This is a genomic window from Enterobacter cloacae, assembly GCF_013375935.1.
In the GTDB taxonomy this organism is placed as follows: Bacteria; Pseudomonadota; Gammaproteobacteria; order Enterobacterales; family Enterobacteriaceae; genus Enterobacter; species Enterobacter pasteurii.
Genome location: NZ_CP056117.1, coordinates 2064030 through 2090992 on the forward strand (window position 1 = coordinate 2064030; position 26963 = coordinate 2090992).

21 protein-coding genes and 1 pseudogene are annotated in these 26963 nt (G+C 57.4%); 17 read left to right on the top strand and 5 right to left on the bottom strand.

What is annotated here, in order from left to right; genetic code table 11:
* Positions 1-38: 38 nt before the first annotated feature.
* The 4 genes from relA (at position 39) to eno (ending at position 6370) form a co-directional block, all read left to right on the top strand.
* Positions 39-2270, top strand: coding sequence for a GTP diphosphokinase (relA, locus tag HWQ14_RS09775; RefSeq protein ID WP_148421191.1), 2232 nt, complete (start codon positions 39-41; stop codon positions 2268-2270).
* 66 nt (positions 2271-2336) lie between these two features.
* Positions 2337-3128, top strand: coding sequence for a nucleoside triphosphate pyrophosphohydrolase (gene mazG, locus HWQ14_RS09780; RefSeq protein ID WP_176609596.1), 792 nt, complete (start codon positions 2337-2339; stop codon positions 3126-3128).
* Between the two features lie 223 nt (positions 3129-3351).
* Entirely contained in the window at positions 3352-4989 is a 1638-nt protein-coding gene (pyrG, locus tag HWQ14_RS09785) for a glutamine hydrolyzing CTP synthase (RefSeq protein WP_003862718.1), read from the top strand.
* Between the two features lie 82 nt (positions 4990-5071).
* Positions 5072-6370 (top strand): phosphopyruvate hydratase, encoded by a 1299-nt coding sequence (eno, locus tag HWQ14_RS09790; RefSeq protein ID WP_006811784.1) that lies wholly within the window; start codon positions 5072-5074, stop codon positions 6368-6370.
* Positions 6371-6422: 52 nt separating this feature from the next.
* On the opposite strand, the gene HWQ14_RS09795 is transcribed toward eno, so the two are convergent.
* Positions 6423-7247, bottom strand: coding sequence for a MurR/RpiR family transcriptional regulator (locus tag HWQ14_RS09795; RefSeq protein ID WP_148421197.1), 825 nt, complete (start codon positions 7245-7247; stop codon positions 6423-6425).
* Positions 7248-7414: 167 nt separating this feature from the next.
* On the opposite strand from HWQ14_RS09795, the gene HWQ14_RS09800 reads away from it, so the two are divergent.
* From HWQ14_RS09800 to queE, 3 genes are read left to right on the top strand one after another with little or no spacing between them, the layout of a single operon-like run.
* Entirely contained in the window at positions 7415-8974 is a 1560-nt protein-coding gene (locus HWQ14_RS09800; RefSeq protein ID WP_176609597.1) for a PTS transporter subunit EIIC, read from the top strand.
* Positions 8974-9681: an N-acetylmannosamine-6-phosphate 2-epimerase gene (locus tag HWQ14_RS09805; protein WP_176609598.1), complete on the top strand. Its 708-nt coding sequence runs from the start codon at positions 8974-8976 to the stop codon at positions 9679-9681. The genes HWQ14_RS09800 and HWQ14_RS09805 overlap by 1 nt, the downstream gene beginning before the upstream one ends.
* A gap of 54 nt (positions 9682-9735) precedes the next feature.
* Entirely contained in the window at positions 9736-10407 is a 672-nt protein-coding gene (gene queE, locus HWQ14_RS09810) for a 7-carboxy-7-deazaguanine synthase QueE (protein ID WP_148421203.1), read from the top strand.
* 17 nt (positions 10408-10424) lie between these two features.
* On the opposite strand, the gene HWQ14_RS09815 is transcribed toward queE, so the two are convergent.
* Both HWQ14_RS09815 and HWQ14_RS09820 read right to left on the bottom strand, forming a co-directional pair.
* Positions 10425-11822: an MFS transporter gene (locus HWQ14_RS09815; protein ID WP_176609599.1), complete on the bottom strand. Its 1398-nt coding sequence runs from the start codon at positions 11820-11822 to the stop codon at positions 10425-10427.
* A 27-nt stretch (positions 11823-11849) separates the two neighbouring features.
* Positions 11850-13019 (bottom strand): M20 aminoacylase family protein, encoded by a 1170-nt coding sequence (locus HWQ14_RS09820; RefSeq protein WP_176609600.1) that lies wholly within the window; start codon positions 13017-13019, stop codon positions 11850-11852.
* Between the two features lie 171 nt (positions 13020-13190).
* Here HWQ14_RS09820 and HWQ14_RS09825 point away from each other — a divergent pair, with 171 nt between their 5' ends.
* Positions 13191-15545, top strand: a complete 2355-nt coding sequence (locus HWQ14_RS09825; RefSeq protein ID WP_176609601.1) for a helix-turn-helix domain-containing protein — start codon at positions 13191-13193, stop codon at positions 15543-15545.
* Here the strand turns inward: HWQ14_RS09825 and queD are convergent.
* The gene (gene queD / locus HWQ14_RS09830; protein WP_176609602.1) at positions 15530-15895 is read right to left on the bottom strand and encodes a 6-carboxytetrahydropterin synthase QueD; all 366 of its coding nucleotides are present in this window, start codon (positions 15893-15895) and stop codon (positions 15530-15532) included. The two genes, HWQ14_RS09825 and queD, sit on opposite strands and share 16 nt — an antisense overlap.
* A 303-nt stretch (positions 15896-16198) precedes the next feature.
* Between queD and cysJ the strand changes: the two genes are divergently transcribed.
* The 3 genes from cysJ to cysH are packed head-to-tail and all read left to right on the top strand — an operon-like array spanning position 16199 to position 20466.
* Entirely contained in the window at positions 16199-18004 is a 1806-nt protein-coding gene (cysJ, locus tag HWQ14_RS09835; RefSeq protein WP_176609603.1) for an NADPH-dependent assimilatory sulfite reductase flavoprotein subunit, read from the top strand.
* The gene (gene cysI / locus HWQ14_RS09840; protein ID WP_176609604.1) at positions 18004-19716 is read left to right on the top strand and encodes an assimilatory sulfite reductase (NADPH) hemoprotein subunit; all 1713 of its coding nucleotides are present in this window, start codon (positions 18004-18006) and stop codon (positions 19714-19716) included. The genes cysJ and cysI overlap by 1 nt, the downstream gene beginning before the upstream one ends.
* 15 nt (positions 19717-19731) lie before the next feature.
* Complete coding sequence (gene cysH, locus HWQ14_RS09845) at positions 19732-20466, top strand: phosphoadenosine phosphosulfate reductase (RefSeq protein WP_176609605.1); 735 nt, start codon at positions 19732-19734, stop codon at positions 20464-20466.
* 118 nt (positions 20467-20584) lie between these two features.
* Here the strand turns inward: cysH and HWQ14_RS09850 are convergent, their stop codons facing one another.
* A complete protein-coding gene (locus HWQ14_RS09850; RefSeq protein ID WP_176609606.1) occupies positions 20585-21628 on the bottom strand; it encodes an aminopeptidase in 1044 nt (347 codons plus the stop codon).
* 238 nt (positions 21629-21866) lie between these two features.
* On the opposite strand from HWQ14_RS09850, the pseudogene cysG reads away from it, so the two are divergent.
* From cysG to ftsB, 6 genes and pseudogenes are all read left to right on the top strand, one after another.
* A pseudogene (gene cysG / locus HWQ14_RS09855) lies at positions 21867-23226 on the top strand (siroheme synthase CysG).
* A 9-nt stretch (positions 23227-23235) separates the two neighbouring features.
* On the top strand, positions 23236-24144 hold the full coding sequence (gene cysD / locus HWQ14_RS09860) for a sulfate adenylyltransferase subunit CysD (RefSeq protein WP_006811770.1): 909 nt from the start codon (positions 23236-23238) through the stop codon (positions 24142-24144).
* 9 nt (positions 24145-24153) lie between these two features.
* A complete protein-coding gene (cysN, locus tag HWQ14_RS09865; protein WP_176609607.1) occupies positions 24154-25578 on the top strand; it encodes a sulfate adenylyltransferase subunit CysN in 1425 nt (474 codons plus the stop codon).
* Positions 25578-26183 carry an adenylyl-sulfate kinase gene (cysC, locus tag HWQ14_RS09870; RefSeq protein WP_176609608.1) on the top strand — a complete coding sequence of 202 codons (606 nt, stop codon included), beginning with the start codon at positions 25578-25580 and terminating at the stop codon, positions 26181-26183. The genes cysN and cysC overlap by 1 nt, the downstream gene beginning before the upstream one ends.
* 58 nt (positions 26184-26241) lie before the next feature.
* A complete protein-coding gene (locus HWQ14_RS09875) occupies positions 26242-26568 on the top strand; it encodes a DUF3561 family protein (protein WP_176609609.1) in 327 nt (108 codons plus the stop codon).
* Between the two features lie 79 nt (positions 26569-26647).
* Positions 26648-26959, top strand: coding sequence for a cell division protein FtsB (gene ftsB, locus HWQ14_RS09880; protein WP_003862095.1), 312 nt, complete (start codon positions 26648-26650; stop codon positions 26957-26959).
* Positions 26960-26963 lie beyond the last annotated feature (4 nt).

The following is a 26963-nucleotide window of genomic DNA, read 5'->3' on the forward strand; positions in this document are numbered from 1 at the left end:
TCGACTTCGACAGGCCCTTGTCCCTAAAGGAGAGGACGATGGTTGCGGTAAGAAGTGCACATTTAAATAAAGCTGGTGAGTTTGACCCTCAAAAATGGATCGCAAGTCTGGGGATTTCCAGCCAGCAGTCGTGTGAACGCTTAACCGAAACCTGGGCCTATTGTTTACGGACTACGCAGGGACATCCGGACGCTGAACTGCTGCTGTGGCGCGGCGTGGAGATGGTAGAAATTTTATCCATGCTGAACATGGATATCGAAACGCTGCAGGCCGCGCTGCTGTTCCCGCTTGCGGACGCCGACGTGGTAACCGAAGACGTGCTGCGTGAGAGCGTCGGCCAGCCCGTTGTGGCGCTTATTCACGGCGTACGTGACATGGCCGCCATCCGCCAGCTGAAGGCCGCACAAACGGATTCCGTCTCTTCCGAGCAGGTCGATAACGTTCGCCGCATGCTGCTGGCGATGGTGGATGATTTCCGCTGCGTGGTTATCAAGCTGGCGGAACGTATTGCCCACCTGCGCGAAGTGAAGGATGCGCCGGAAGACGAGCGCGTTCTGGCCGCCAAAGAGTGTACCAACATCTATGCGCCGCTGGCGAACCGCCTGGGTATCGGCCAGCTGAAGTGGGAGCTGGAAGATTACTGCTTCCGCTACCTGCATCCGGCGGAATACAAGCGCATTGCAAAACTGCTGCACGAACGCCGCATCGACCGCGAGCACTATATCGACGAGTTTGTCGGCGGGCTGCGCCAGGCGATGAAAGAGGAGAATGTGCGCGCCGAGGTTTACGGTCGTCCTAAGCATATCTACAGCATCTGGCGCAAAATGCAGAAGAAACATCTCGCCTTTGACGAGCTGTTCGACGTGCGCGCCGTGCGTATCGTGGCGGAACGTTTGCAGGACTGCTACGCCGCGCTGGGGATCGTACACACCCATTTCCGCCATTTGCCGGACGAGTTTGATGACTATGTCGCCAACCCGAAACCGAACGGCTACCAGTCTATTCATACCGTGGTGCTCGGCCCTGGCGGCAAAACGGTGGAAATTCAGATCCGTACCAGGCAGATGCACGAAGACGCCGAGCTGGGCGTGGCCGCGCACTGGAAGTATAAAGAGGGCACCTCCGGCGGCGCTCGCACTGGTCACGAGGATCGTATCGCCTGGCTGCGTAAGCTGATTGCGTGGCAGGAAGAGATGGCCGACTCCGGCGAAATGCTCGACGAAGTGCGCAGCCAGGTCTTCGACGATCGCGTCTACGTCTTTACTCCGAAAGGGGACGTGGTTGACCTGCCGGCTGGCTCCACGCCGCTTGATTTTGCTTACCACATCCACAGCGACGTGGGGCACCGCTGCATCGGCGCGAAAATTGGCGGGCGCATCGTCCCGTTCACTTACCAGCTGCAGATGGGCGACCAGATTGAAATTATCACCCAGAAGCAGCCGAACCCAAGCCGCGACTGGCTTAACCCGAACCTGGGCTATGTCACCACCAGCCGCGGGCGCTCCAAAATTCACGCCTGGTTCCGTAAGCAGGATCGGGACAAAAATATCCTCGCCGGTCGCCAGATCCTGGACGACGAGCTGGAGCATATCGGGATTAGCCTGAAAGAGGCGGAGAAATTCCTGCTGCCGCGCTACAACTTCAACGAGCTGGACGAGCTGTTGGCGGCGATTGGCGGTGGTGATATCCGGCTGAATCAGATGGTGAACTTCCTGCAGGCGCAGTTCAACAAGCCAAGCGCGGCAGAGCAGGACGCGGCCGCGCTGAAGCAGCTGCAGCAAAAAACCTACGCCCCACAGCAGCGCAGCAAGGACAATGGCCGCGTGGTGGTCGAAGGGGTCGGAAACCTGATGCACCATATCGCCCGCTGCTGCCAGCCGATTCCGGGTGACGATATTGTCGGCTTTATCACTCAGGGGCGCGGGATCTCGATACACCGCTCCGACTGCGATCAGCTTGCCGAACTGCAGTCGCACGCGCCGGAACGCATCGTGGAAGCGGTCTGGGGGGAGAGCTACTCTGCCGGCTACTCGCTGGTGGTCCGCGTCACTGCCAACGACCGCAGCGGTCTGCTGCGCGACATCACGACCATTCTCGCCAACGAAAAGGTCAACGTGCTGGGCGTAGCCAGCCGCAGCGATACCCGCGAGCAGCTTGCCACCATCGATATGACCATCGAAATTTATAACCTGCAGGTGCTGGGCCGCGTGCTCGGCAAGCTGAACCAGGTGCCGGATGTGATTGACGCGCGCCGTCTGCACGGCGGTTAATCCCACGCTTCTGTAGGCCGGGTAAGGCGAGGCCGCCGCCCGGCATTTTTTTATCAGGACAGAACTATGACTCAAATCGACCGCCTGCTTGGCATCATGAAACGTCTTCGGAACCCGGAAAACGGCTGCCCGTGGGACAAAGAGCAAACTTTTGCCACCATCGCCCCGTATACCCTTGAAGAAACCTATGAGGTGCTGGACGCGATTTCCCGCGAAGATTTCGACGACCTGCGCGGGGAGCTGGGCGATCTGCTGTTCCAGGTAGTGTTCTACGCGCAGATGGCGCAGGAAGAGGGCCGCTTTAACTTTGACGATATCTGCGCCGCCATCAGCGACAAGCTGGAACGGCGTCATCCGCATATCTTTGGCGATGCCACCGCTGGCAACAGTACCGAAGTGCTGGCGCGCTGGGAGCAGATCAAAAGCGCCGAGCGCGCGGAAAAATCCCAGCACTCGGCGCTGGACGATATTCCCCTGAACCTGCCCGCGCTGATGCGCGCGCATAAAATTCAAAAGCGCTGTTCGGCGGTAGGGTTTGACTGGACCTCCCTCGGCCCGGTGCTGGAAAAAGTGCATGAAGAGATCGACGAAGTGATGCACGAAGCGCAGCAGGCCGTGGTGGATGAAGCAAAACTGGAAGAGGAGATGGGCGATCTGCTGTTTGCGACCGTCAACCTTTCGCGCCATCTCGGCGTAAAAGCGGAAACCGCGCTGCAAAAAGCGAACGTGAAATTCGAACGACGCTTCCGTGAAGTGGAGCGGATTGTGGCCTCGCGCGGCCTCGAAATGAGCGGCATTGACCTCGATGCAATGGAAGAAGTGTGGAAGGAAGTAAAACGCCAGGAACATGATCTCTAACGGAATTTTGCGATCAAGCGCAATTTGTGTGATTTTTTAAATGACAAGCGCTTGATTTGCGTCAAAAACATTTACCCAAAAGGGGCTATTTTCTCACTCCTTATGTTTGTCATGGCCTGGGAAGGAGACGGAGAATGAAAGTTTGTGGCGCTCGCCGTGTTCGGGTATACTACTTTCCCGTCCTGGTTATTCCATCGTTTCACCCTAACTTCTCAGGTTCAGCATGACAACGAACTATATTTTTGTGACCGGCGGGGTCGTATCCTCTCTGGGTAAAGGCATTGCCGCAGCCTCCCTCGCAGCCATTCTTGAAGCCCGTGGCCTCAATGTGACCATGATGAAACTGGATCCGTATATTAACGTCGATCCTGGCACCATGAGCCCAACCCAACACGGGGAAGTGTTCGTTACTGAAGACGGCGCTGAAACCGATCTGGATCTTGGCCACTACGAGCGTTTCATCCGTACCAAAATGACCCGTCGTAACAACTTTACGACTGGCCGTATCTACTCTGACGTTCTGCGTAAAGAGCGCCGTGGTGACTACCTGGGCGCAACCGTGCAGGTTATCCCCCACATCACCAACGCCATTAAAGAACGTGTTCTTGCCGGTGGCGAAGGGCATGACGTTGTGCTGGTTGAAATCGGCGGTACCGTTGGGGATATCGAATCCCTGCCGTTCCTCGAAGCGATTCGTCAGCTGGCGGTAGATATTGGTCGTGAGCACGCGCTGTTCATGCACCTGACGCTGGTGCCTTACATGGCGGCAGCGGGTGAAGTGAAAACCAAACCGACCCAGCACTCTGTTAAAGAGCTGCTTTCCATCGGTATTCAGCCTGACATCCTGGTTTGCCGTTCCGATCGCGCGATTCCGGCGAACGAACGTGCGAAAATTGCATTGTTCTGTAACGTGCCTGAAAAAGCCGTTATTTCAATGAAAGATGTCGATTCCATTTATAAAATCCCGGGCCTGTTGAAATCACAGGGTCTGGACGATTATATTTGTAAACGATTCAGCTTGAACTGTCCGGAAGCTAACCTGTCTGAATGGGAACAGGTGATTTACGAAGAAGCCAATCCGGGCGGTGAAGTGACTATCGGTATGGTCGGTAAGTACATTGAACTGCCGGACGCCTATAAGTCAGTTATCGAAGCGCTGAAGCACGGTGGTCTGAAGAATCGCGTCTCCGTTAACATCAAGCTGATTGATTCGCAGGATGTTGAAACGCGCGGCGTCGAAATTCTGAAAGATCTGGACGCTATTCTCATCCCTGGCGGCTTCGGCTACCGTGGTGTTGAGGGCAAGATCGCCACTGCACGCTATGCGCGTGAAAACAATATTCCATACCTCGGGATCTGCCTGGGTATGCAGGTTGCGCTGATTGAATTTGCGCGCAACGTAGCGGGAATGGAAAACGCGAACTCTACGGAATTTGTGCCAGACTGTAAGTACCCTGTAGTGGCGCTGATTACGGAATGGCGCGACGAAGACGGTAACGTCGAAGTCCGTACCGAGAAGAGCGATCTGGGTGGCACCATGCGTCTTGGCGCACAGGCCTGCCAGCTGTCCGACGATAGCGTGGTTCGCAAGCTTTACGGCGAGCCGGTCATCACCGAGCGCCATCGTCACCGCTATGAAGTCAACAACATGTTGTTGAAACAAATTGAAGCGGCGGGTCTGCGTGTTGCTGGCCGCTCCGGGGACGATCAGTTAGTCGAGATCATCGAGGTGCCTAACCATCCGTGGTTCGTTGCCTGCCAATTCCACCCGGAATTTACTTCAACGCCGCGTGACGGACATCCGCTGTTTGCAGGCTTCGTGAAAGCCGCCAGCGAGTACCAGAAGCGCCAGGCGAAGTAAAAAAAGTTAGAACGGCAACGCGTACCCCTGGTACGCGTTGTTTGTCTGGAGTTTTAGTTTAACTTGTACTGAGGAAAATCTAATGTCCAAAATCGTTAAAGTCATCGGTCGTGAAATCATCGACTCCCGTGGTAACCCGACCGTTGAAGCCGAAGTTCATCTGGAAGGTGGTTTCGTCGGTATGGCAGCTGCTCCATCAGGTGCTTCTACTGGTTCCCGCGAAGCGCTGGAACTGCGTGACGGCGACAAATCCCGTTTCATGGGCAAAGGCGTACTGAAAGCGGTTGGCGCTGTTAACGGTCCTATTGCTCAGGCTATCGTTGGCAAAGATGCCAAAGATCAGGCTGGCATCGACAAGATCATGATCGATCTGGACGGTACTGAAAACAAATCTAACTTCGGTGCGAACGCAATCCTGGCGGTTTCCCTGGCGAACGCCAAAGCAGCAGCGGCTGCTAAAGGTATGCCACTGTTCGAGCACATCGCTGAACTGAACGGCACCCCAGGCAAATACTCCATGCCTGTACCAATGATGAACATCATCAACGGTGGTGAGCACGCAGACAACAACGTTGATATTCAGGAATTCATGATTCAGCCAGTTGGCGCGAAAACCCTGAAAGAAGCAGTACGTATGGGTTCTGAAGTGTTCCACAACCTGGCTAAAGTTCTGAAAGCTAAAGGCATGAACACTGCCGTTGGTGACGAAGGTGGCTACGCGCCAAACCTGGGTTCTAACGCAGAAGCACTGGCTGTTATCGCTGAAGCGGTTAAAGCAGCAGGCTACGAGCTGGGCAAAGACATCACTCTGGCGATGGACTGCGCAGCATCTGAATTCTACAAAGACGGTAAATACGTTCTGGCTGGCGAAGGCAACAAAGCGTTCACCTCCGAAGAGTTCACTCACTTCCTGGAAGACCTGACCAAACAGTACCCAATCGTTTCTATCGAAGACGGTCTGGACGAGTCTGACTGGGATGGTTTCGCATACCAGACCAAAGTACTGGGCGACAAAATCCAGCTGGTTGGTGACGATCTGTTCGTAACCAACACCAAGATCCTGAAAGAAGGCATCGAGAAAGGCATCGTTAACTCCATCCTGATCAAATTCAACCAGATCGGTTCTCTGACCGAAACCCTGGCTGCGATCAAAATGGCGAAAGACGCTGGCTACACCGCTGTTATCTCTCACCGTTCTGGCGAAACTGAAGATGCAACCATCGCTGACCTGGCTGTAGGTACCGCAGCAGGCCAGATCAAAACTGGTTCTATGAGCCGTTCTGACCGCGTTGCTAAATACAACCAGCTGATTCGTATCGAAGAAGCGCTGGGCGAAAAAGCACCATACAACGGTCGTAAAGAGATCAAAGGTCAGGCATAAGCCTGAGCTTTCGTTTCAATAAAAAAACCCGCTTCGGCGGGTTTTTTGTTTTCTATAACAGAAGCGGCAGCGTCGCGCTGGCCGTTTGCTGACTCACCTCGCCGTAACGGCCGTCAATGGCAATAAGGGAGGTGGTAAGCAGCTCGATCAGCAGCATGACCCCAACTTTGGCATTGAGCGCGCCCGCGCTCAGCGGCCCCTCTGGTTTTGCCGCAACCAGCTGCATATCGCTCAGGGAAGCCAGCGGGCTGCGCGGCGTATTGCTGAGCGCCAGCACCTGCACGCCGCGCTTGCGGGCAAGCTTCACGACGTGGAGTAAATCGCGGGTTGAGCCCGAACTTGAGATAGCGACCACCAGCGTCTCGTCTGAGAGCGTTGCCGCATTCATGGCCGCGCGATGCATATCGCTGAACAGCTGCGCGGGTTTGCCCAGCCGCAACAGCTTGTAATGCAGATACTCACCAAGGATCGCGCTGGCGGCCACCCCGTAAATCTGTACCGACCGCGCCTGATGCAGCGCCTGCGCGGCCTTTTCCAGCAGCGCTCTGTCGAGCAGCCGGGCCGTATCCTGCAGGGCCTGCACCGACTCATCCACTACGTTATCAATTTCATCCCCGGCCTGACGAGCGGGCTGGCCCTGCTGAATATCCAGCGCCAGCGCCATTTTAAATTCGTTATATCCCTTACAGCCGAGCGTCCGGCACAGGCGCGTCACGCTGGCCTCGCTGGTCTGACTTTCGCGCGCCAGCTCGGTGATCGTCAGGTACAGCACACGGGCAGGATCGCTGAGAACAAACTCCCCCAGTTTCTGTTGCGTAGGGCTATACCCGGAAGCCTCCTGGCGTAACTTCAGCAGCAGGTTTTCATGGTCTGACATGCTAGATCCTTAATGCGTTTCTCTGCCGACTAGTGTGGCGGAAAGCAGGGGAGGGATGCCAGTGATTTCGAAAAAGTATGATCCTCCCCCTGTTTTTTGATGATAATTTTCACTTTATATTATTTATATGGTAAAAATTTTCATCATTACACCAGGGGATGAAAAAAATGATGCAAATGTTCAGCGGAGCTTCTTCCGGCGGATGGTTTGAAAAAGCGCAGCGCTTCGGCAAATCCTTTATGTTGCCCATCGCCGTTTTGCCGGCGGCGGGGCTTTTACTGGGAATTGGCGGAGCGTTGTCAAATCCCAATACCCTTACGGCCTATCCCTTCTTAAACGTTGGCTGGCTTCAGGCCATCTTCACCATCATGAGCAGTGCGGGGTCGATTGTGTTTGCGAACCTTTCCGTGCTGTTCGCCGTTGGGGTTGCCGTCGGGTTAGCTAAAAATGATAAAGGCACGGCGGGTCTGGCGGCTCTGCTCGCGTTTCTGGTAATGAACGCCACCATCAACGCCCTGCTGATCCTGACCGGAAAGCTGGCCCCGGAAAATCCGGGGGCCGTGGGGCAGGGGATGACGCTGGGCATTCAGACGCTGGAAACCGGCGTGTTTGGCGGCGTGGTGATTGGCCTTGTGACCTGCGCGCTGCACCATCGGTTTAACAAAATCGCGCTTCCGCAATTTCTGGGCTTCTTTGGCGGCTCGCGCTTTGTGCCGATTATCAGCTCGCTGGCGGCGATACTCGTCGGGGCCCTCATGACCGTCGTCTGGCCGCATTTCCAGAAGCTGATCTTTGGCCTCGGCGGACTGGTAGATGCCACCGGCTATCTGGGCACCCTGCTGTACGGCTTCATCCTGCGCATGCTTGGCCCGTTTGGCCTGCACCACATCTTTTATTTGCCGTTCTGGACCACCGCGCTCGGCGGCAGTGAAATCGTCAACGGCCATCTGGTAGAGGGCACGCAGCGGATCTTCTTCGCCCAGCTCGCCGACCCGAGCACGCAGCACTTCTATGAGGGCACGTCGCGCTTCATGTCCGGGCGCTTTATTACGATGATGTTTGGCCTGCTCGGTGCCTGCCTTGCGATGTACCACACGGCAAAACCAGAGAATAAAAAGCGCGTAGCGGGGCTGCTGCTTTCAGCGGCGTTAACCTCTTTCCTGACGGGCATTACCGAACCCATCGAGTTCTCATTCCTGTTTATCGCGCCGGTGCTTTACGTCATTCATGCGCTGTTTGACGGTCTGGCATTTATGCTGACGCACGTGCTGCACATCACCATCGGACAGACGTTCTCCGGCGGCTTCATTGACTTCGTGCTGTTCGGCATTCTTCAGGGGGAGGCTAAAACCAACTGGATGTTCGTCCCGCTGGTGGGCGTGCCGTGGTTCTTCCTTTACTACTTCACCTTCCGCTATCTGATCAACCGCTTTGATTTCGCCACGCCGGGCCGTGAAAAGGAGGCGGTGGCTGACGCGAATACCTTGCCGCAAAGCGAGCGCGCCGCGGCGGTGATAGCCGGGCTTGGCGGCAGAGAAAACCTGGATGACGTTGATTGCTGCGCCACGCGCCTTCGCGTCACGGTAAGGGATGGTAGCAAAGTCAGTGAAGCGGTACTGAAGGCAACCGGCGCGCGCGGCGTCATCGTGCGCGGTAACGGGGTTCAGGTCATTTATGGCCCGCACGTCACAATTATCAAAAACGAAGTGGAAGAGATTTTATCGTAATGAAAACCGTACTGGATACCCTGAAGGGAAAGCTGGTCGTCTCCTGTCAGGCGCTGGAAAACGAACCCTTACACAGCCCGTTTATTATGTCCCGAATGGCGCTGGCGGCGGCGCAGGGCGGTGCCGCCGGGATCCGCGCCAACAGCGTGGTGGACATCGAGGCCATCAAAGGGCTGGTCTCGCTGCCGGTCATCGGCATTATCAAGCGGGACTACCCGGGGAGCGAGGTGTTTATCACCGCGACGATGAAGGAGGTGGATGAGCTGATGGCGGTCGCGCCGGAGCTCATCGCGCTGGATGCCACCGCCCGCAGGCGTCCCGGCGGGGAGTCTCTGGAAGCGCTGATCGCGCAGGTTCGCGACCGTTACCCTTCGCTGCTGCTGATGGCAGATATTTCCTCCGTGCAGGAGGCCGTGACCGCGCAGGCGCTTGGGTTTGACTGCATCGGGACCACGCTTTACGGCTATACGGCGGAAACGGCGGGCCATTCGCTTCCGGAGAATGACTGCGCGTTCCTGAAAGCGGTGCTGGCAGCCGTTTCGGTTCCGGTGATTGCCGAAGGCAACGTGGACACCCCCGAGCGTGCGGCAAGATGCCTGGCGCTAGGGGCGCATACGGTCGTTGTCGGGGGCGCGATCACCCGGCCACAGCAAATTACCGGGCGTTTTATGGCGGCGATAGGCGCGCAAAGCACCGATGGAGCATGACCATCCGGCAGGGATCTGCGATACTTATCGTTTATCCCCTTAACTGAGATGACTATGCAGTACCCGATTAACGAGATGTTCCAGACCCTGCAAGGCGAGGGTTACTTTACCGGCGTTCCCGCTATTTTCATTCGCCTGCAGGGATGCCCGGTTGGCTGTGCCTGGTGTGACACCAAACATACGTGGGATAAACTCGCCGATCGGGAAGTGTCGCTGTTTAGTATCCTGGCGAAAACCAAAGAGAGCGATAAGTGGGGCGCGGGCAGTGCAGAAGATCTGCTTGCCATTATTGGTCGCCAGGGCTGGACGGCGCGTCACGTGGTGATCACCGGTGGTGAACCGTGCATTCACGATCTGATGCCGCTTACCGACCTGCTCGAAAAAAACGGCTATAGCTGCCAGATCGAAACCAGCGGCACCCATGAAGTGCGCTGCTCCCACTCAACCTGGGTAACGGTGTCGCCAAAGGTTAACATGCGCGGCGGCTATGACGTGCTGTCTCAGGCGCTGGAGCGTGCTGATGAGATTAAGCATCCCGTGGGGCGCGTGCGCGATATCGAAGCGCTGGATGAACTGCTGGCGACGCTGAAGGACGAAAAGCAGCGGGTTATCGCTTTACAGCCGATCAGCCAGAAAGACGATGCAACCCGCCTGTGCATTGAAACCTGCATCGCCCGCAACTGGCGGCTGTCGATGCAGACGCACAAATATCTGAACATTGCCTGATACTGCCGTGGCCCCGCCTATCGCGGGGCTTTTGATGGTGGCAGTAAGGCCCAGGTCACTACGGCCGACCCAAGGCAAATCGCACTGTTGAACAGTAAGGCATACTGCGCGGCGCTGGCCGTTCCCACCGGCAGCCATAGCGCGTACAGCGATGCGGTGACCGCGATCCCCATCGCTCCGCCCAGGGAACTGCCCATCTTATAGATCCCAGAAGCCACACCCACCTTGTTTTCAGGGGCATTCATCACCGCCGTGTCCGTTGAGGGCGTGGCGTAACACCCGAGCCCCAGCCCGAATAAAATATTGCTCAGAAAAACGGTGACAATGTAGACCTCTTTGCTTAAGAAGGTGCATGAAATCAGCGTAATACCCGTTGCGGTCAGCAGCGGTCCAGTCATCATCGGCAGCCTGGCGCCATAGCGCTGAAGCAGTTTTTCACCCACCCGGATCATCGCCAGCACGGTTACCAGATACCCCAGCGTCATCATGCCGGTCTGTAGCGGTGACAGATGATGGCCGTGCTGCAGCCAGATGCTGGCGATCATCATGGTGCCAATGCAGCCGTTGAGCAGGAAATTTGAGAATACCGAGGCGCTGTAGGCCCGGTTTTTAAACAGGGCAAAGTCGATCAGCGCCGCATCGCCTTTGCGTCGTCCGGTAATGACAAAGCACATCAACGCAGTCACGGCTCCACACAGCACGAGAAGCGATAAGCTACTGCTCCACCCCCAGGCGTGTCCTTTGCTTATAAACAGATTGAATAGCACCAGCATAAGGACAAAGCTGGCCAGGCCGCTGATATCCAGCTTGTGTTGACCTGCATCGGGACTGCGGCTTTCCGGGGTGGCGCGGATAAGCAATAGCGCGGCCAGGGCTACCGCCATCGATAAAATAAAAATCCAGCGCCAGCCCAGCGTGGTAGCGATGGCGCCTCCGACAAACGCGCTCAGGCCGCTCCCGCCCCATGAACCGATAACCCAGAAGCTGATGGCGCGCTGGCGTGCTTTACCTTCATACCAGGTCTTAATTAGCGCCAGCGTGGCGGGCATGATGCAGGCCGCTGACAGGCCCTGAATTGCCCTTCCCAGCAGAAACAGGACGGGCTCCCAGGAAATGAACAGCAGGCCGCTCCCAATAATGCTCAGGATCAGGCCAATTACGGTCAGGCGCATGCGGCCAAACTTATCGGCAAACCCACCGCAGGCCACGACAAAACAGCCGCTGAACAGCGCGCTCAGGCTGACGGCCAGCGTAAGGGTTTCGAGGGCAATATCGAGGCTATTCTGCATGGCCGGAACAACGTTGATAACCGACTGGGCAAACAGCCAGAATGTCAGAACGCTCATGACGATACCCGCCAGCAGCCGATCGTTACCGGCGTAGGCGGATGTGCCTGTCAGGGAAACGGTACTCATAATGCAGCCCTCCCGGGAAGGTGCGAATCAGCGCAGATAGCGTTCGGTCAGTGCGGCCCAAAGCGCCGCGCCGGTAAGGAGAATCGTGTCGTTAAAGTCGTAGCCCGGGTTATGTACCATGCAGCGGTCAGGCTCATCCCCGGCGCCAAGGGTGAAATAGCATCCGTTTGGATTTTTCTCGAGCATAAAGGCAAAGTCCTCGCTGCCCATAAACGCGTTAACCTCCGCGACCGCATCCTGACCGAACAGATCGGTGGCGACGCTGCGCACCATCTCATTGGCTTGCGGATTGTTTTTCAGCACCGGGCTGCCGTTAACGTGACGGATGGTGGCCGTCGCATTGAAGCTTTCCGCCTGTGCAACGGCAATATCATGGATGCGCTGTAGCACGGTCTGCCGCACGCTTTCGTCCAGCGTGCGCACGGTCAGCTTCATCAATACTTTGTCGTTGATAATGTTGGGCGCGTGCCCGGCCTGAATGCTGCCTACGGTAACGACGGCAGGCTGAAAAGGGGTGATATTGCGTGAAACAATTGACTGCAAAGCGATGGTGATATGACAGGCAACCAGGGTAGCGTCAACCGTATGTTCCGGCACCGCACCGTGACCACCCACGCCGTTAACCTCAATATGAAGGGTGTCGGAAGAGGCCATCATGGCGCCATCGCGCAGACCAATTTTTCCGAGGGGCTGTGACGGCATATTGTGCAGGCCAAAAATATGGTCGCAGGGGAACAGGTCAAACAGACCGTCCTCTACCATAACGCGTCCACCATACAGAAGCTCCTCCGCGGGCTGAAAAATAAGGTGTAGCGTGCCGTTAAAATTGCGGGTGCGTGCCAGGTACTCCGCTGCATACAGCAGCGTAGTGGTGTGGCCATCATGGCCGCAGCCGTGGAATTTACCCTCAACGGTACTGCTCCATGCCTTGCCGCTGTTTTCCTGCATTGGCAGTGCATCCATATCGGCACGCAGGCCCAGGCGCCCGTGTCCGTTCCCCACCTTCAGCGTGCCGACCACGCCGGTTTTCGTCAGGCCGCGATGGACCTCATACCCCCATTCCTGGAGCAGCGCCGCAACGCGATCGCTGGTGTTATGCTCCTCAAAACCCGTTTCAGGGTGCTGATGAAAATAGCGGCGTAATTCCGTGAACCTGGCTTCGTTGCCACGCAGGGCTTCAATAATTGGATGTGTCATTTTTGTTATCCTTTTTCTGCCAAACGGTGATAATTTCGAGTCTATGACGATCGTACCGCCTGAAAATGCACTTTTTTGTTGTAAAGCGACGGTTTTGTTTTGATTGTTTTTCATACAATTCAGTTATGACAAAAAAGAGCAGGTCATTATTTGTCTTTGGTGAGGGATAAGATGGAGCAGCGGGGAGATGAATTTTGGGTAGAGATTCAGGACATTCGCCACTGCGTGGTGGATGAAGGCGATACGCTAACGCTGCTCTGGGTGCTGGAAGGGCGGGCAGAGCTGAGCACCGATGCGGGACGTGAAGTGCTGGAGGCCAATTCCCTTACCATCATAAACCGTCACCGGCGCTGGCAGTTTACGAGCGAAACGGCAAACGTCACCCTGCGCGTAACCCTTTCCGGGCGCTGGGTCGTCCAGCTCTGCAAAGATTTTTTTGCCCATGATTATGCGGTACCGGTTGAAGCCGGAGGCGTCTGGCCCCAGTGCGATGCGCTTCGCGATCTGTTGCGCCAGCTTCTTGTGGTCACGCTCATCAACGATCCGCGCCGCTACCGGCTGGAGGCGTACCGCTGGCTGAGCGAGATTTTGCTGCTGCTGACCAGCCGCTTTCAGCAGCCCGCCCGTTTGGCGCCCCGTGAACGTTCCACCGCGCACAGCAGGCGCATCGCCCGGGTAATAGAGCGGATCGATGCCAGCTATTCCCGCCGTATTACGCTTGCGGAAATCGCCGCGAGTGAATACGTCTCTGAAGCCTGGCTCTCTCGTCTCTTTCGAAAGGAGGTGGGGATCGGCTTCATGCAGTACATCACCACCCTGCGGCTGGAAAAGGCGGCTGACGCCCTCCGTCTGACGAATCGGCCGCTGCACCAGATTGCGCTTGAGCAGGGTTTCGCCAGCACGCGTATGATGAGCGATCGGTTTCGGCGCGTTCACAATATGTCCCCGGGCGAGTTTCGTAAGACCCGACGCCAGCACCCGGAGGCCGCGCGCGCACGTGCGGACGGGCGTGAGCAGCGCTATCCGGTGGCGGTGGATAAGCTGTTTAGCCTGCTCAATGACCCGGTGACGCGCGGCTGGGGAGCCTCGCCGCTCGTCGTTCATCCGCAGCAGGAGCAGAGGCTGGATCTTGAGCAGCTTAAACCTCTCTCCACCTCGCTGCGCCGTATGCGGGTGGTCATTACCCTGCGTGAGCTCGACGATTTGCTGCGTGAGGACGTTCGTCATAGTCTTGAGGAGATAAACAAGGCCATTCCCATTGAGGGAATTGATATCGCCGAGCCTTTTCTAAGCAGCCGTCTGTTTGCCACCGGCTGGGATGACCCGCAGATGGCGGGCTACGCCTGCTGGTACAATCTGCATCAGCTCTTCACCTGGCTGGCAAAAAAGCGGTGGACGGTGCTGCTGCACACCGGCGTAACGACCCGTCGCGATCTTCTTACCCGCTTTTTACAACAGTCAGTCAATCATTTTTCGCCAGAGATCGCCGCGGGCTGGCACTTCGTCATGCACTGGTCATCACAGGCGAGTGAGGAGACCCGGGAGCAGGTCTGGCTGGCGCAGCGTGAGGTAATACAAACCTTTCTTCCGCAGGCAAAGTTTGGCTTATGGCACCGGTTTGCCCCCGTCAGCGCGGGCGTGGGCGACGACCCCCTGTTCCGTTCAGCCATCCTGATGCAGGCCGATTTTCTTGCCTGTTCCGCCGATGCCAACGAGCTTCTCGATCCCGCGCAGCCGGAGCCTGCCGATCTCTCCTCGACGGAAAATTACCCGATACTGAAGATCCGCCAGATCCTCGCCGCCCTTCGCCTGCACAAACGTTCGCTTCCAGTCTGGCTTCTCTCCTGGAATACCCTCACCGGAAGCACGCGGGCGACAAACGGCTGGTTTTTTCGGGGGGCGCTGCTGATGCAGAACCTGCTCGGGCTTTCGGAGCTGGTCTGGCTGGCGGGATTCTGGCTAAATTCGGGTCTTCAGGGGGAAGCCCGTGCGAACAACACCATCGATACATCAAGCCTGGCGCTACAGTATAACCACGGCCTGCCGCGTCCGGTTTACTGGGTGCTCTGGCTCTGGCAGCGCCTGCGGGGCGAGGTGCTGGTCAATGACGGGCGAGTTCTGCTTACGCGACATCTGAATGGCTACCAGCTGTTGCTGCGTAACGTGGTGGTTTTTAATCCGCTGCTTTCCAGTGAAGAAGCCTTCATCCAGCGTTTTCGCCAGCAGTATCATTTACACCTGAAGGGAATGCGCGGGAAATGGCGCATTAAATGCCATCTTTTCGATCGGTATAACGGGGCGCTCTATCCTTTGCTTGAAGGCGTCGGCAGCGAAAGCGGCCCTGACGAAGAGGTGTGGTGCTGGATAGGGCATAAAGCGCGTCCAACGCTTTCCGTACGCGATGAACGCCTTTATGACGGCTGGCAGCTGACTGAATTACTGGAGAGTAACGCGCTGGTGCTCTACGAGTTTACGCCGATCGTGTCTCGTGAAGACGACGCGGAGGAGATTCACTCCCCGTGGTAGATGCAGCCTGCCGTGCAGGTCTCTTTGATCATCACCGCGCTCAGCAGCGGCACCAGCGGCTTCATCTGATCCCAGATCCATTTCGCCAGCACTTCGCTGGTCGGATTTTCAAGGCCCGGGATCTCATTCAGATAGAAGTGGTCAAGACGATCGTAGGTTGGCTTAAACGCGGCTTTCAGTTCGGCGAAGTCCATGATCCAACCGGTATGGGGATCGACTTCACCCGTAATCTCAAGACGCACCATGAACGAGTGCCCATGCAGGCGGCCACATTTATGCCCGGCAGGAACGTGCGGAAGGTGGTGTGCGGCTTCGAAGGTGAAATCTTTAAACAGTGTGGTGGACATCATAGCTCTCAGGAATGCGGAAAAAACCGCCGCATAGTACCGGAAAGCACAATTTTTATCATTAACTAAAACGGCTCTGAACGTCTCGCGCACCGTATTCAGAGCGTTTATGGATGTTTTTTGTTGTATATCATGCAGTTATTTAATCACTTTTATCGTTAAGAACGATAGCTAAAACAGGTTAGTCCATTTGGTTATTTATTATTTCCAACCCTTCTTTAATTGTTATTATCCCCGCCGTTAACCTTATCTTCAGTTTGGATTTATTCGCTTAAAGTCCGCTTTGCTACTGGAACATAACGACGCATGACAACACAGGCCCCACCTTCAAATTTGCTTCCCCTGAACCCGGAGCAGCTGGCGCGCCTACAGGCCGCGACATCCGATTTTTCACCTACCCAGCTCGCCTGGGTCTCCGGCTATTTCTGGGGAATGCTAAACCAGCAGCCGGGCGCCGTGGCTGGCGTACCGCCAGCTGCCGTTGAAATTCCTGCCATCACGCTTATCTCTGCTTCGCAGACGGGTAATGCCCGCCGCGTGGCCGAAGCGCTGCGTGATGACCTGCTCGCCGCGAAGCTGAACGTAAACCTGGTGAACGCCGGGGATTATAAATTCAAACAAATCGCGTCAGAAAAGCTGCTGGTGGTGGTTGCCTCGACGCAGGGAGAAGGTGAGCCTGCGGAAGAGGCCGTCGCGCTGCATAAGTTCCTGTTCTCGAAAAAAGCGCCAAAGCTTGAAGGCACCGCGTTTGCCGTGTTTGGCCTCGGCGATACGTCCTATGAATTTTTCTGCCAGTCCGGTAAAGACTTCGACAGCAGGCTGGCGGAGCTGGGCGCTGAACGCCTGCTGGACCGCGTGGACGCTGATGTGGAATACCAGGCTGCCGCCGCTGAATGGCGCGCGCGCATCGTTGAGGTGCTGAAAGCCCGCGTGCCGAAAGAGACCCCGGCGCAGGCCGCCGTTACCGCAGCCGGCACCGTCAACGCGATCCACTCCAGCCCATACACCAAAGAGGCACCGCTGACGGCGAGCCTGTCGGTGAACCAGAAAATCACGGGCCGCGATTCGGAAAAAGACGTGCGCCATATCGAAATCGATCTCGGCGAGTCCGGCCTGCGTTACCAGCCCGGCGATGCGCTGGGCGTCTGGTATCAGAACGATCCGGCGCTGGTGCAAGAACTGGTCGAGCTGCTGTGGCTGAAAGGCACGGAGCCGGTTCAGGTGGAGGGCAAAACGCTGCCGCTCTCCGAAGCGCTCCAGTGGCATTTTGAACTGACGGTGAACACCGCCAACATCGTTGAAAACTACGCCACCCTAACCCGCAGCGAGTCCCTCCTGCCGCTGGTTGGGGATAAGGCGAAGCTGCAGCATTACGCGGCGACAACGCCGATTGTCGACATGGTGCGTTTCTCTCCGGCACAGCTGGACGCCGACGCGCTGATCGGCCTGCTGCGCCCGCTCACGCCGCGCCTTTATTCCATCGCCTCCTCGCAGGCTGAAGTGGAAAACGAAGTCCACGTCACCGTCGGGGTGGTGCGTTACGATATCGAAGGCCGCGCGCGTGCGGGTGGGGCATCGAGCTTCCTGGCCGACCGCGTGGAAGAAGAGGGCGACGTGCGCGTCTTTATCGAGCATAACGATAACTTCCGCCTGCCGGCGAACCCGGAAACGCCGGTCATTATGATTGGCCCCGGCACCGGCATTGCACCGTTCCGCGCCTTTATGCAGCAGCGTGCGGCAGACGAGGCGCCGGGCAAGAACTGGCTGTTCTTCGGCAACCCGCACTTTACGGAAGATTTCCTCTACCAGGTTGAGTGGCAGCGCTATGTGAAAGAGGGCGTGCTGACCCGCATCGATCTGGCCTGGTCCCGCGATCAGAAAGAAAAAGTATACGTACAAGACAAACTGCGCGAACAGGGCGCAGAGCTGTGGCGCTGGATCAATGACGGTGCCCACATTTATGTCTGCGGCGACGCCAGTCGTATGGCGAAGGACGTCGAGCAGGCGTTGCTGGAAGTGATTGCCGAATTCGGCGGTATGGATGCCGAAGCGGCGGATGAATTTTTAAGTGAGCTGCGCGTAGAGCGCCGTTATCAGCGAGATGTCTACTAATGAGCGAAAAACACCCTGGCCCACTGGTGGTCGAAGGCAAACTGTCTGATGCCGAGCGCATGAAGGTAGAGAGCAACTACCTGCGCGGTACCATTGCCGAAGATTTAAATGACGGTCTGACCGGCGGCTTTAAAGGCGACAACTTCCTGCTGATCCGCTTCCACGGCATGTATCAGCAGGACGACCGCGATATCCGCGCCGAACGTGCTGAACAGAAGCTGGAGCCGCGTCACGCGATGCTGCTGCGCTGCCGTCTGCCGGGTGGGGTCATCACCACGACACAGTGGCAGGCGATCGACAGGTTTGCCCAGGACAATACCATTTACGGCAGCATACGTCTGACCAACCGTCAGACCTTCCAGTTCCACGGCATTCTGAAGAAGAACGTGAAGCCGGTTCACCAGATGCTGCACTCCGTTGGCCTGGACGCGCTGGCGACCGCCAACGACATGAACCGTAACGTGCTGTGCACCTCGAACCCGTACGAGTCCGAGCTTCACGCGCAAGCCTATGAGTGGGCGAAGAAGATCTCCGAGCACCTGCTGCCGCGCACCCGCGCCTATGCGGAGATCTGGCTCGATCAGGAGAAAGTCGCGACCACGGACGAAGAGCCGATCCTCGGCCAGACCTACCTGCCGCGTAAGTTTAAAACTACGGTGGTGATCCCGCCGCAGAACGATATCGATCTGCACGCCAACGACATGAACTTCGTGGCGATTGCCGAAAACGGCAAGCTCATCGGCTTTAACCTGCTGGTGGGCGGCGGCCTGTCCATCGAGCACGGTAACAAGAAGACCTACGCCCGTACCGCGAGCGAATTCGGCTTCCTGCCGCTGGAGCACACGCTGGCCGTGGCGGAAGCGGTGGTTACTACCCAGCGCGACTGGGGGAACCGTGCCGACCGTAAAAACGCGAAAACCAAGTACACGCTTGAGCGCGTGGGCGTAGAGACCTTCAAGGAAGAAGTGGAGCGTCGCGCGGGGATCAAGTTTGAGCCGATCCGCCCTTACGAATTCACCGGTCGCGGCGATCGCATTGGCTGGGTGAAAGGCATCGATAATAACTGGCACCTGACGCTGTTTATCGAAAACGGACGTATTCTGGATTACCCGGGCCGTCCGCTGAAAACCGGCCTGCTGGAAATCGCGAAGATCCACAAAGGCGAATTCCGCATTACCGCTAACCAGAACCTGATCGTGGCCAGCGTGCCGGAAAGCGAAAAGGCGAAAATTGAGGCGCTGGCGCTCGAGCACGGGCTGATGAATGCGGTGAAGCCGCAGCGTGAAAACTCGATGGCCTGCGTCTCGTTCCCGACCTGCCCGCTGGCGATGGCCGAAGCAGAGCGTTTCCTGCCGTCGTTCACCGATAAGGTGGAGGCGATTCTGGAAAAACACGGCATTCCGGACGAGCATATTGTTATGCGCGTTACCGGCTGTCCAAACGGCTGCGGGCGCGCGATGCTCGCCGAGCTGGGGCTGGTGGGGAAAGCGCCGGGTCGCTACAACCTGCATCTGGGCGGCAACCGCATCGGCACGCGTATTCCGCGTATGTTCCGCGAGAACATCACCGAGCCGGAAATTCTCGATTCCATCGACGTGCTTGTCGGGCGCTGGGCAAAAGAGCGCGAAGCGGGTGAAGGCTTCGGCGACTTTACGGTGCGTGCGGGCATTATTCGCCCGGTGCTCGATCCTGCAAGGGATTTCTGGGAGTAACCACGAGAGGTAATTATGTCCGTACTCGATCTAAACGCCCTTAATGAACTGCCAAAAGTCGAACGTATTCTGGCACTGGCAGAAACCAACGCCCGGCTGGAAAAGCTCGACGCCGAAGGGCGCGTGGCCTGGGCGCTGGAAAACCTGCCGGGTGACTATGTGCTCTCCTCGAGCTTTGGCATTCAGGCGGCGGTAAGCCTGCATCTGGTGAATCAGATCCGTCCGGACATACCGGTGATCCTCACCGATACCGGCTACCTGTTCCCGGAAACCTACCAGTTTATCGACGAGCTGACGGACAGGCTCGGGCTGAACCTGAAGGTCTACCGCGCGACGGAAAGCGCGGCCTGGCAGGAGGCGCGTTACGGCAAGCTGTGGGAGCAGGGTGTTGAGGGCATTGAGAAATACAATGAGATCAACAAAGTCGAGCCGATGAACCGCGCGCTGAAAGAGCTGAACGCCCAGACCTGGTTTGCCGGCCTTCGCCGCGAGCAGTCCGGAAGCCGCGCGACGCTACCGGTGCTGGCGGTGCAGCGCGGCGTGTTTAAAGTGTTGCCGATTATCGACTGGGACAACCGGACGGTGTATCAGTACCTGCAAAAACACGGTCTGAAATACCATCCGCTGTGGGATCAGGGCTATTTGTCGGTCGGTGATACCCACACCACGCGTAAATGGGAACCGGGGATGGCGGAAGAAGAGACGCGATTCTTTGGGCTCAAGCGCGAGTGCGGGCTGCACGAAGGGTAATTCCTTATCCACCCCCTCACCCTAACCCTCTCCCCAAAGGGGAGAGGGGATCGCCCGGAGCCGTCTTTTCTCCCTCGCCCCTTTGGGGAGAGGGTTGGGGTGAGGGGAAAATACCGCTCTACGCTTTCCCCGCTTTCGCCAGCTCCTTCACCAGCGGCAGCATTACTTTCACCACGTCGCGGCTGCGGTGTTCAATCCGCTGCGGCAGCGCGCTGTCTATATGCTGTTGATTATCCAGCCTCACATCATGCCAGCTGGTTCCGTCCGGGAACGCTTTTGATTTGCTGCGCTGCTGATAGCCATCTTTTTTGCCCAGCGCCCAGTTGGTCGCCTCGACGTAAAGCACCGGAATACCGGCTTTATCAAACACTTCCCCGTCATTACAGCAGCCAGTGCCTTTTGGATAATCCGGATTACCGCCCGGGTTTGTCGCGGCATAAACGCCGTGCGCACGGGCAAGCGCCAGCGCGCGGTCGCGGGTGAGTTTACGCACGCTGCTCGGCGTGCTCTGTCCGCTGTTAAAATAGAGCTTATCGCCGACGATCAGATTATCGAGGTTAATCACCAGCAGCGTATTTTTCTTCTCCTCAGCGCTCATGCGTTTAAGGAGATTCTCAGCACCGAGTTTGCCCTCTTCTTCGCCGCTGGTTGCCACAAAGCGGATACCGTATTTCGTCGGGATATTCTTCAGACGTTCGGCCAGCTCAAGCATCACCCCCAGCCCCGCCGCATTGTCGTCCAGCCCCTGTAGCGTCAGCCCGCCGAGGTTATTATCGCTGTCGGCATCGCTCAGCGGGGCGTAGGTATCAAGGTGCGCCATAATAATAATCTGCTCAGCCGCTTTCCCTTCGTGCGCCGCAATCACCGTGCTGCCGGTCACGTTGTGCCAGTTCTGCGTATTATTGCGTGAGGTATAGATATAGCGGCTATGGAAAGTGCGAATATCGCTCTGATAGCCCATCAGAGCAAACTGCTGGCGAATATAGTCTGCGGAGAGCATTTCGGCAGGCGTGCCGGTCATGCGGCCCGGAAAGACCGTCGCAATATGCCGCGCCTGCATACTGGCTATTTCACCGTAAGACTGATTTTTTGCCTGAGCCGGAAGAATAAAGCAAACGCCGAGCGCCAGGGCTGCACATCGGTGGCGCATTGCGGAAAACATAGTGAGCCCTTAAAAAACAGAGCAAAATTTTAACCCGCTTAGTATGAAACTGTGACCGGGCAGACACAATTTGAATTGCTCTTAAATGCCCGAAATTTCGCGTGTTAAGCACTTTTTGATATTTGCTTTTTCACGGCGTTATTCCATTGAGTAACTACTCATTCCAATTCGTAATTTCATTCGATCTAAGCCGCCCCCTATAGTCCCCTTATTCCTGATTGTTAGTGAGTTGTTGCCTGTGGACTATCTCCCCCTTTTTGCCGCCCTGAAAGACCGACCGGTACTGGTTGTCGGTACGGGCGAAATTGCCGATCGCAAAATCGCGTTTCTGCAACGCGCCGGGGCGCAGGTGCTGAATGTTGAAGAGGCGGACTTTGACGAGTCTCAAATCGACGGCGTGGTGCTGGTTATTGCGGCAACCGAAAATCGTCAGCTTAACCAGCGCATCTCCGGTGCCGCACAGGCCCGTCACCGTCTGGTGAACGTGGTGGACGACCAGCCGCTGTGCTCGTTTATCTTCCCGTCGATTGTTGACCGCTCGCCGCTGCTGGTGGCGATCTCCTCCGGCGGCACTGCGCCGGTGCTGGCGCGGGTGCTGCGGGAAAAAATTGAAGCGCTGCTGCCGACCAGCCTCGGCCGCATGGCGGAGAAAGCCAGCTACTGGCGCAACCATCTGAAAACGCGTCTGACCAGCGTGACGGAGCGCCGTCGCTTCTGGGAACGTATGTTCCGCGGCCGCTTTGCCAGCCTGATGCATGCCGGTAACGAGACGGCGGCGCAGCAAATTCTCGAGGACGAACTGGATAACCCCGGCAGCGGCGGCGGGGAGATCGTTCTGGTAGGTGCCGGGCCGGGCGATGCCGGGCTGCTGACCCTGCGCGGGTTGCAGGTATTGCAGGATGCGGACGTGGTGTTTTACGACCACCTGGTTACCGACGGCGTGCGCGAGCTGATCCGCCGGGATGCGGAGCAAATTTGCGTCGGCAAACGCGCCGGGGAGCACTCCGTGGCGCAGCACGATACCAACCAGATGCTGATTGCCGCTGCGAAAGCGGGCAAGACCGTGGTGCGCCTGAAAGGGGGGCGACCCGTTTATTTTCGGTCGCGGAGGCGAAGAACTCCAGGCGGCCGCCGAGGCGGGCGTGCCGTTCCAGGTGGTGCCCGGCATCACGGCGGCGTCAGCCGTGACGGCCTACGCGGGTATTCCGCTGACCCACCGCGATTACGCCCAGAGCGTCACCTTTGTGACCGGGCACTACAAAGCCGACAGCACGCCGTTTGACTGGTCGCATCTTGCCCAGAGCCGACAAACCCTGGCGATTTATATGGGCACGATGAAAGCGGCGGATATCAGCGAACAGCTTATTCAGCACGGTCGCGAAGCGACGACGCCGGTTGCCGTCATCTCTCGCGGCACGCGCGTCGATCAGCACGTCGCCATCGGCACGTTACAAAACCTTGCAATCCTGGCGAAAGATGCCCCTATGCCCGCCCTGATCGTGGTGGGAGAGGTGGTGCAGCTGCACGACACCCTCGCCTGGTTCCAACACACAACCGATACGGAAGGCTTTGGTTCTTCTGTTATAAATTTGGCTTAAGGAACGGTTATGGACCAAAAACGACTTACTCACCTGCGGCAGCTCGAAGCGGAAAGTATCCATATTATCCGCGAAGTGGCCGCCGAGTTCTCTAACCCGGTGATGATGTACTCCATCGGTAAAGATTCCAGCGTCATGCTGCACCTGGCGCGTAAAGCGTTTTACCCGGGTACGCTGCCGTTCCCGCTGCTGCACGTGGATACCGGCTGGAAATTCCGCGAGATGTATGAATTCCGCGACCGTACCGCCAAAGCCTACGGCTGCGAGCTGCTGGTGCATAAAAACCCGGAAGGGGTGGCGATGGGCATTAACCCGTTCGTGCACGGCAGCGCCAAGCATACCGACATCATGAAAACCGAAGGGCTGAAGCAGGCGCTGAATAAATACGGTTTTGATGCCGCCTTCGGCGGCGCGCGCCGCGACGAAGAGAAATCCCGTGCGAAAGAGCGTATCTACTCCTTCCGCGACCGCTTCCACCGCTGGGACCCAAAAAACCAGCGTCCGGAGCTGTGGCACAACTACAACGGCCAGATCAACAAGGGCGAAAGCATCCGCGTCTTCCCGCTCTCCAACTGGACCGAGCTGGATATCTGGCAATACATCTATCTGGAAAATATTGAGATCGTTCCGCTGTATCTGGCCGCCGAGCGCCCGGTGCTGGAGCGCGACGGCATGCTGATGATGATCGACGACGATCGCATTGATTTACAGCCGGGCGAGGTAATCAAAAAACAGATGGTCCGTTTCCGTACCCTCGGCTGCTGGCCGCTGACCGGCGCGGTGGAGTCCAGCGCGCAGACGCTGCCGGAAATTATCGAAGAGATGCTGGTGTCGACCACCAGCGAGCGACAGGGGCGCGTGATTGACCGCGACCAGGCCGGCTCCATGGAGCTGAAGAAACGTCAGGGTTATTTCTAAGGAGCCGCCATGAACACGACTATTGCCCAACAAATTGCCGATGAAGGCGGCGTGGAAGCTTATCTGCACGCCCAACAGTACAAAAGCCTGCTGCGTTTTCTGACCTGCGGCAGCGTTGACGACGGCAAAAGCACCCTTATTGGCCGCCTGCTGCACGACACGCGTCAGATTTACGAAGATCAGCTCTCTTCCCTGCACAACGACAGCAAGCGTCACGGTACTCAGGGCGAAAAGCTGGACCTGGCGCTGCTGGTGGACGGCCTGCAGGCGGAGCGCGAGCAGGGCATCACCATCGATGTGGCCTATCGCTACTTCTCTACCGAGAAGCGCAAATTTATTATCGCCGACACGCCGGGGCACGAGCAGTACACCCGCAACATGGCGACCGGCGCGTCCACCTGCGACCTGGCGATCCTGCTGATCGACGCGCGCAAGGGCGTGCTGGATCAAACCCGTCGTCACAGCTTTATCTCCACGCTGCTGGGGATCAAACACCTGGTGGTGGCGGTGAACAAAATGGATCTGGTGGACTACAGCGAAGCGCGGTTCGACGAGATCCGCCAGAGCTACCTGACCTTTGCCGAACAGCTGCCGGGCAGCCTGGATATCCGCTTCGTGCCGCTGTCGGCGCTGGAAGGGGATAACGTTGCCTCCCAGAGCGCAAACCTGCCCTGGTACAGCGGTCCGACGCTGTTGGATGTGCTGGAGACCGTTGAGATCCAGCGCGTGGTGGATACTCAGCCGATGCGCTTCCCGGTGCAGTACGTTAACCGTCCTAACCTCGATTTCCGCGGCTTCTCGGGCACCCTTGCCTCCGGCTCGGTGAAGGTGGGGCAGCGCGTGAAGGTGCTGCCGTCCGGCGTGGAATCGGCCATTGCCCGTATCGTCACCTTTGACGGCGATCTGGAAGAGGCCGGGGCAGGCGAAGCGGTGACCCTGGTACTGAAGGACGAGATTGATATCAGCCGCGGCGATCTGCTGGTCGACGCGCGGGAGACGCTGGCGGCAGTGCAGGGCGCGGCCGTGGATGTGGTATGGATGGCAGAACAGCCGCTGACCGCAGGCCAGAGCTACGACATCAAAATCGCCGGCAAGAAAACCCGCGCCCGCGTTGACGGCATTCAGTTCCAGGTGGACATCAACAACCTGACCCAGCGCGAGGTGAGCGAACTGCCGCTGAACGGCATTGGGCTGGTGGATCTCACCTTCGACGAACCGCTGGTGCTGGATCGGTATCAGCAGAATCCGGTAACGGGCGGGATGATCTTTATCGACCGCCTGACGAACGTCACCGTCGGTGCCGGGATGGTTCGTGAGCCAAACGCGCAGGCTACCGTGGCCTCTGAGTTCAGTGCCTTTGAGCTTGAGCTGAACGCGCTGGTGCGTAAGCACTTCCCGCACTGGGGCGCACGCGATCTGCTGGGAGGCAAGTAATGGCCGCCCATGATGAGAACGTCGTCTGGCATCCTCATCCGGTCACCGTCGCCCAGCGCGAACAGCTCCACGGCCACCGTGGGGTTGTGCTGTGGTTTACCGGGCTGTCCGGCTCCGGTAAATCGACGGTGGCGGGCGCGCTGGAAGAGGCGCTGCATCAGCAGGGCGTGAGCACCTACCTGCTGGATGGTGACAACGTGCGCCACGGCCTGTGCAGCGATTTGGGCTTCAGCGATCAAGACCGTAAAGAGAATATCCGTCGCGTAGGGGAGGTGGCCAGCCTGATGGCGGAGGCCGGGCTGGTGGTGCTGACGGCGTTTATCTCGCCGCACCGCGCCGAGCGCCGGATGGTGCGCGAGCGCGTCGGCCAGGAGCGCTTTATCGAAGTGTTTGTCGATACGCCGCTGGAGATCTGCGAAGCGCGCGATCCGAAAGGGTTGTACAAAAAAGCCCGCGCGGGGGAACTGCGAAACTTCACCGGCATCGACTCGGTTTACGAAGCGCCTGAATCCCCTGAGATTCATCTGGAAGGTCAACAATTGGTAACAAATTTAGTAAGCCAATTATTAGACCTGCTCAGACGGGACGATATTATCAGATCCTGAGACGGTATCGTTCGGGAGCTGTCTTCCCGAACGATGAGTCACGGTCACAGGATTAGCTATGCGCAACAGTGAAAACTACATGATTACCACCGGGTCGGAGCCGTTATCCGCCGACGACGAGACGACCTGGTCCTTCCCCGGGGCGATTGTCGGCTTCGCGGCGTGGTTAATGGCGCTGGGCATCCCGTTTTTACTCTACGGTGGTAACACCCTCTTCTTCTTCCTCTATACCTGGCCCTTCTTCCTGGCGCTGATGCCCGTTGCGGTCGTGGTAGGCGTTGCGCTGCACTCCCTGTTTAACGGCAGGCTCCTGTATAGTACGGTTATCACTATCGCCACCGTTGTGGTCATCTTCGGCCTGCTGTTTTTATGGCTGATGGGCTAACTTACGACATAATTAAAACCCCGCAGTAGAGTCCAGCGGAAAGTTATGGGATGATGATGCCGTTTTTTCAGGGGGCAGGATGGGTAAACTAACGCTGCTGTTGCTGGCTTTGCTGGTCTGGCTGCAATATTCGCTGTGGTTCGGTAAGAACGGGCTCCACGACTATAGCCGGGTAAGCGATGACGTCGCGGCACAGCAGGCAACAAACGCCAAACTTAAGGCGCGTAACGATCAACTTTTTGCTGAAATTGATGACCTCAATGGCGGCCAGGAGGCGATTGAGGAGCGCGCACGCAACGAACTCAGTATGACTAAGCCGGGCGAAACGTTTTATCGTCTGGTTCCGGATGCGTCTAAACGCAATCAGGGCTCCGCACAAAACAATCGATAATCAG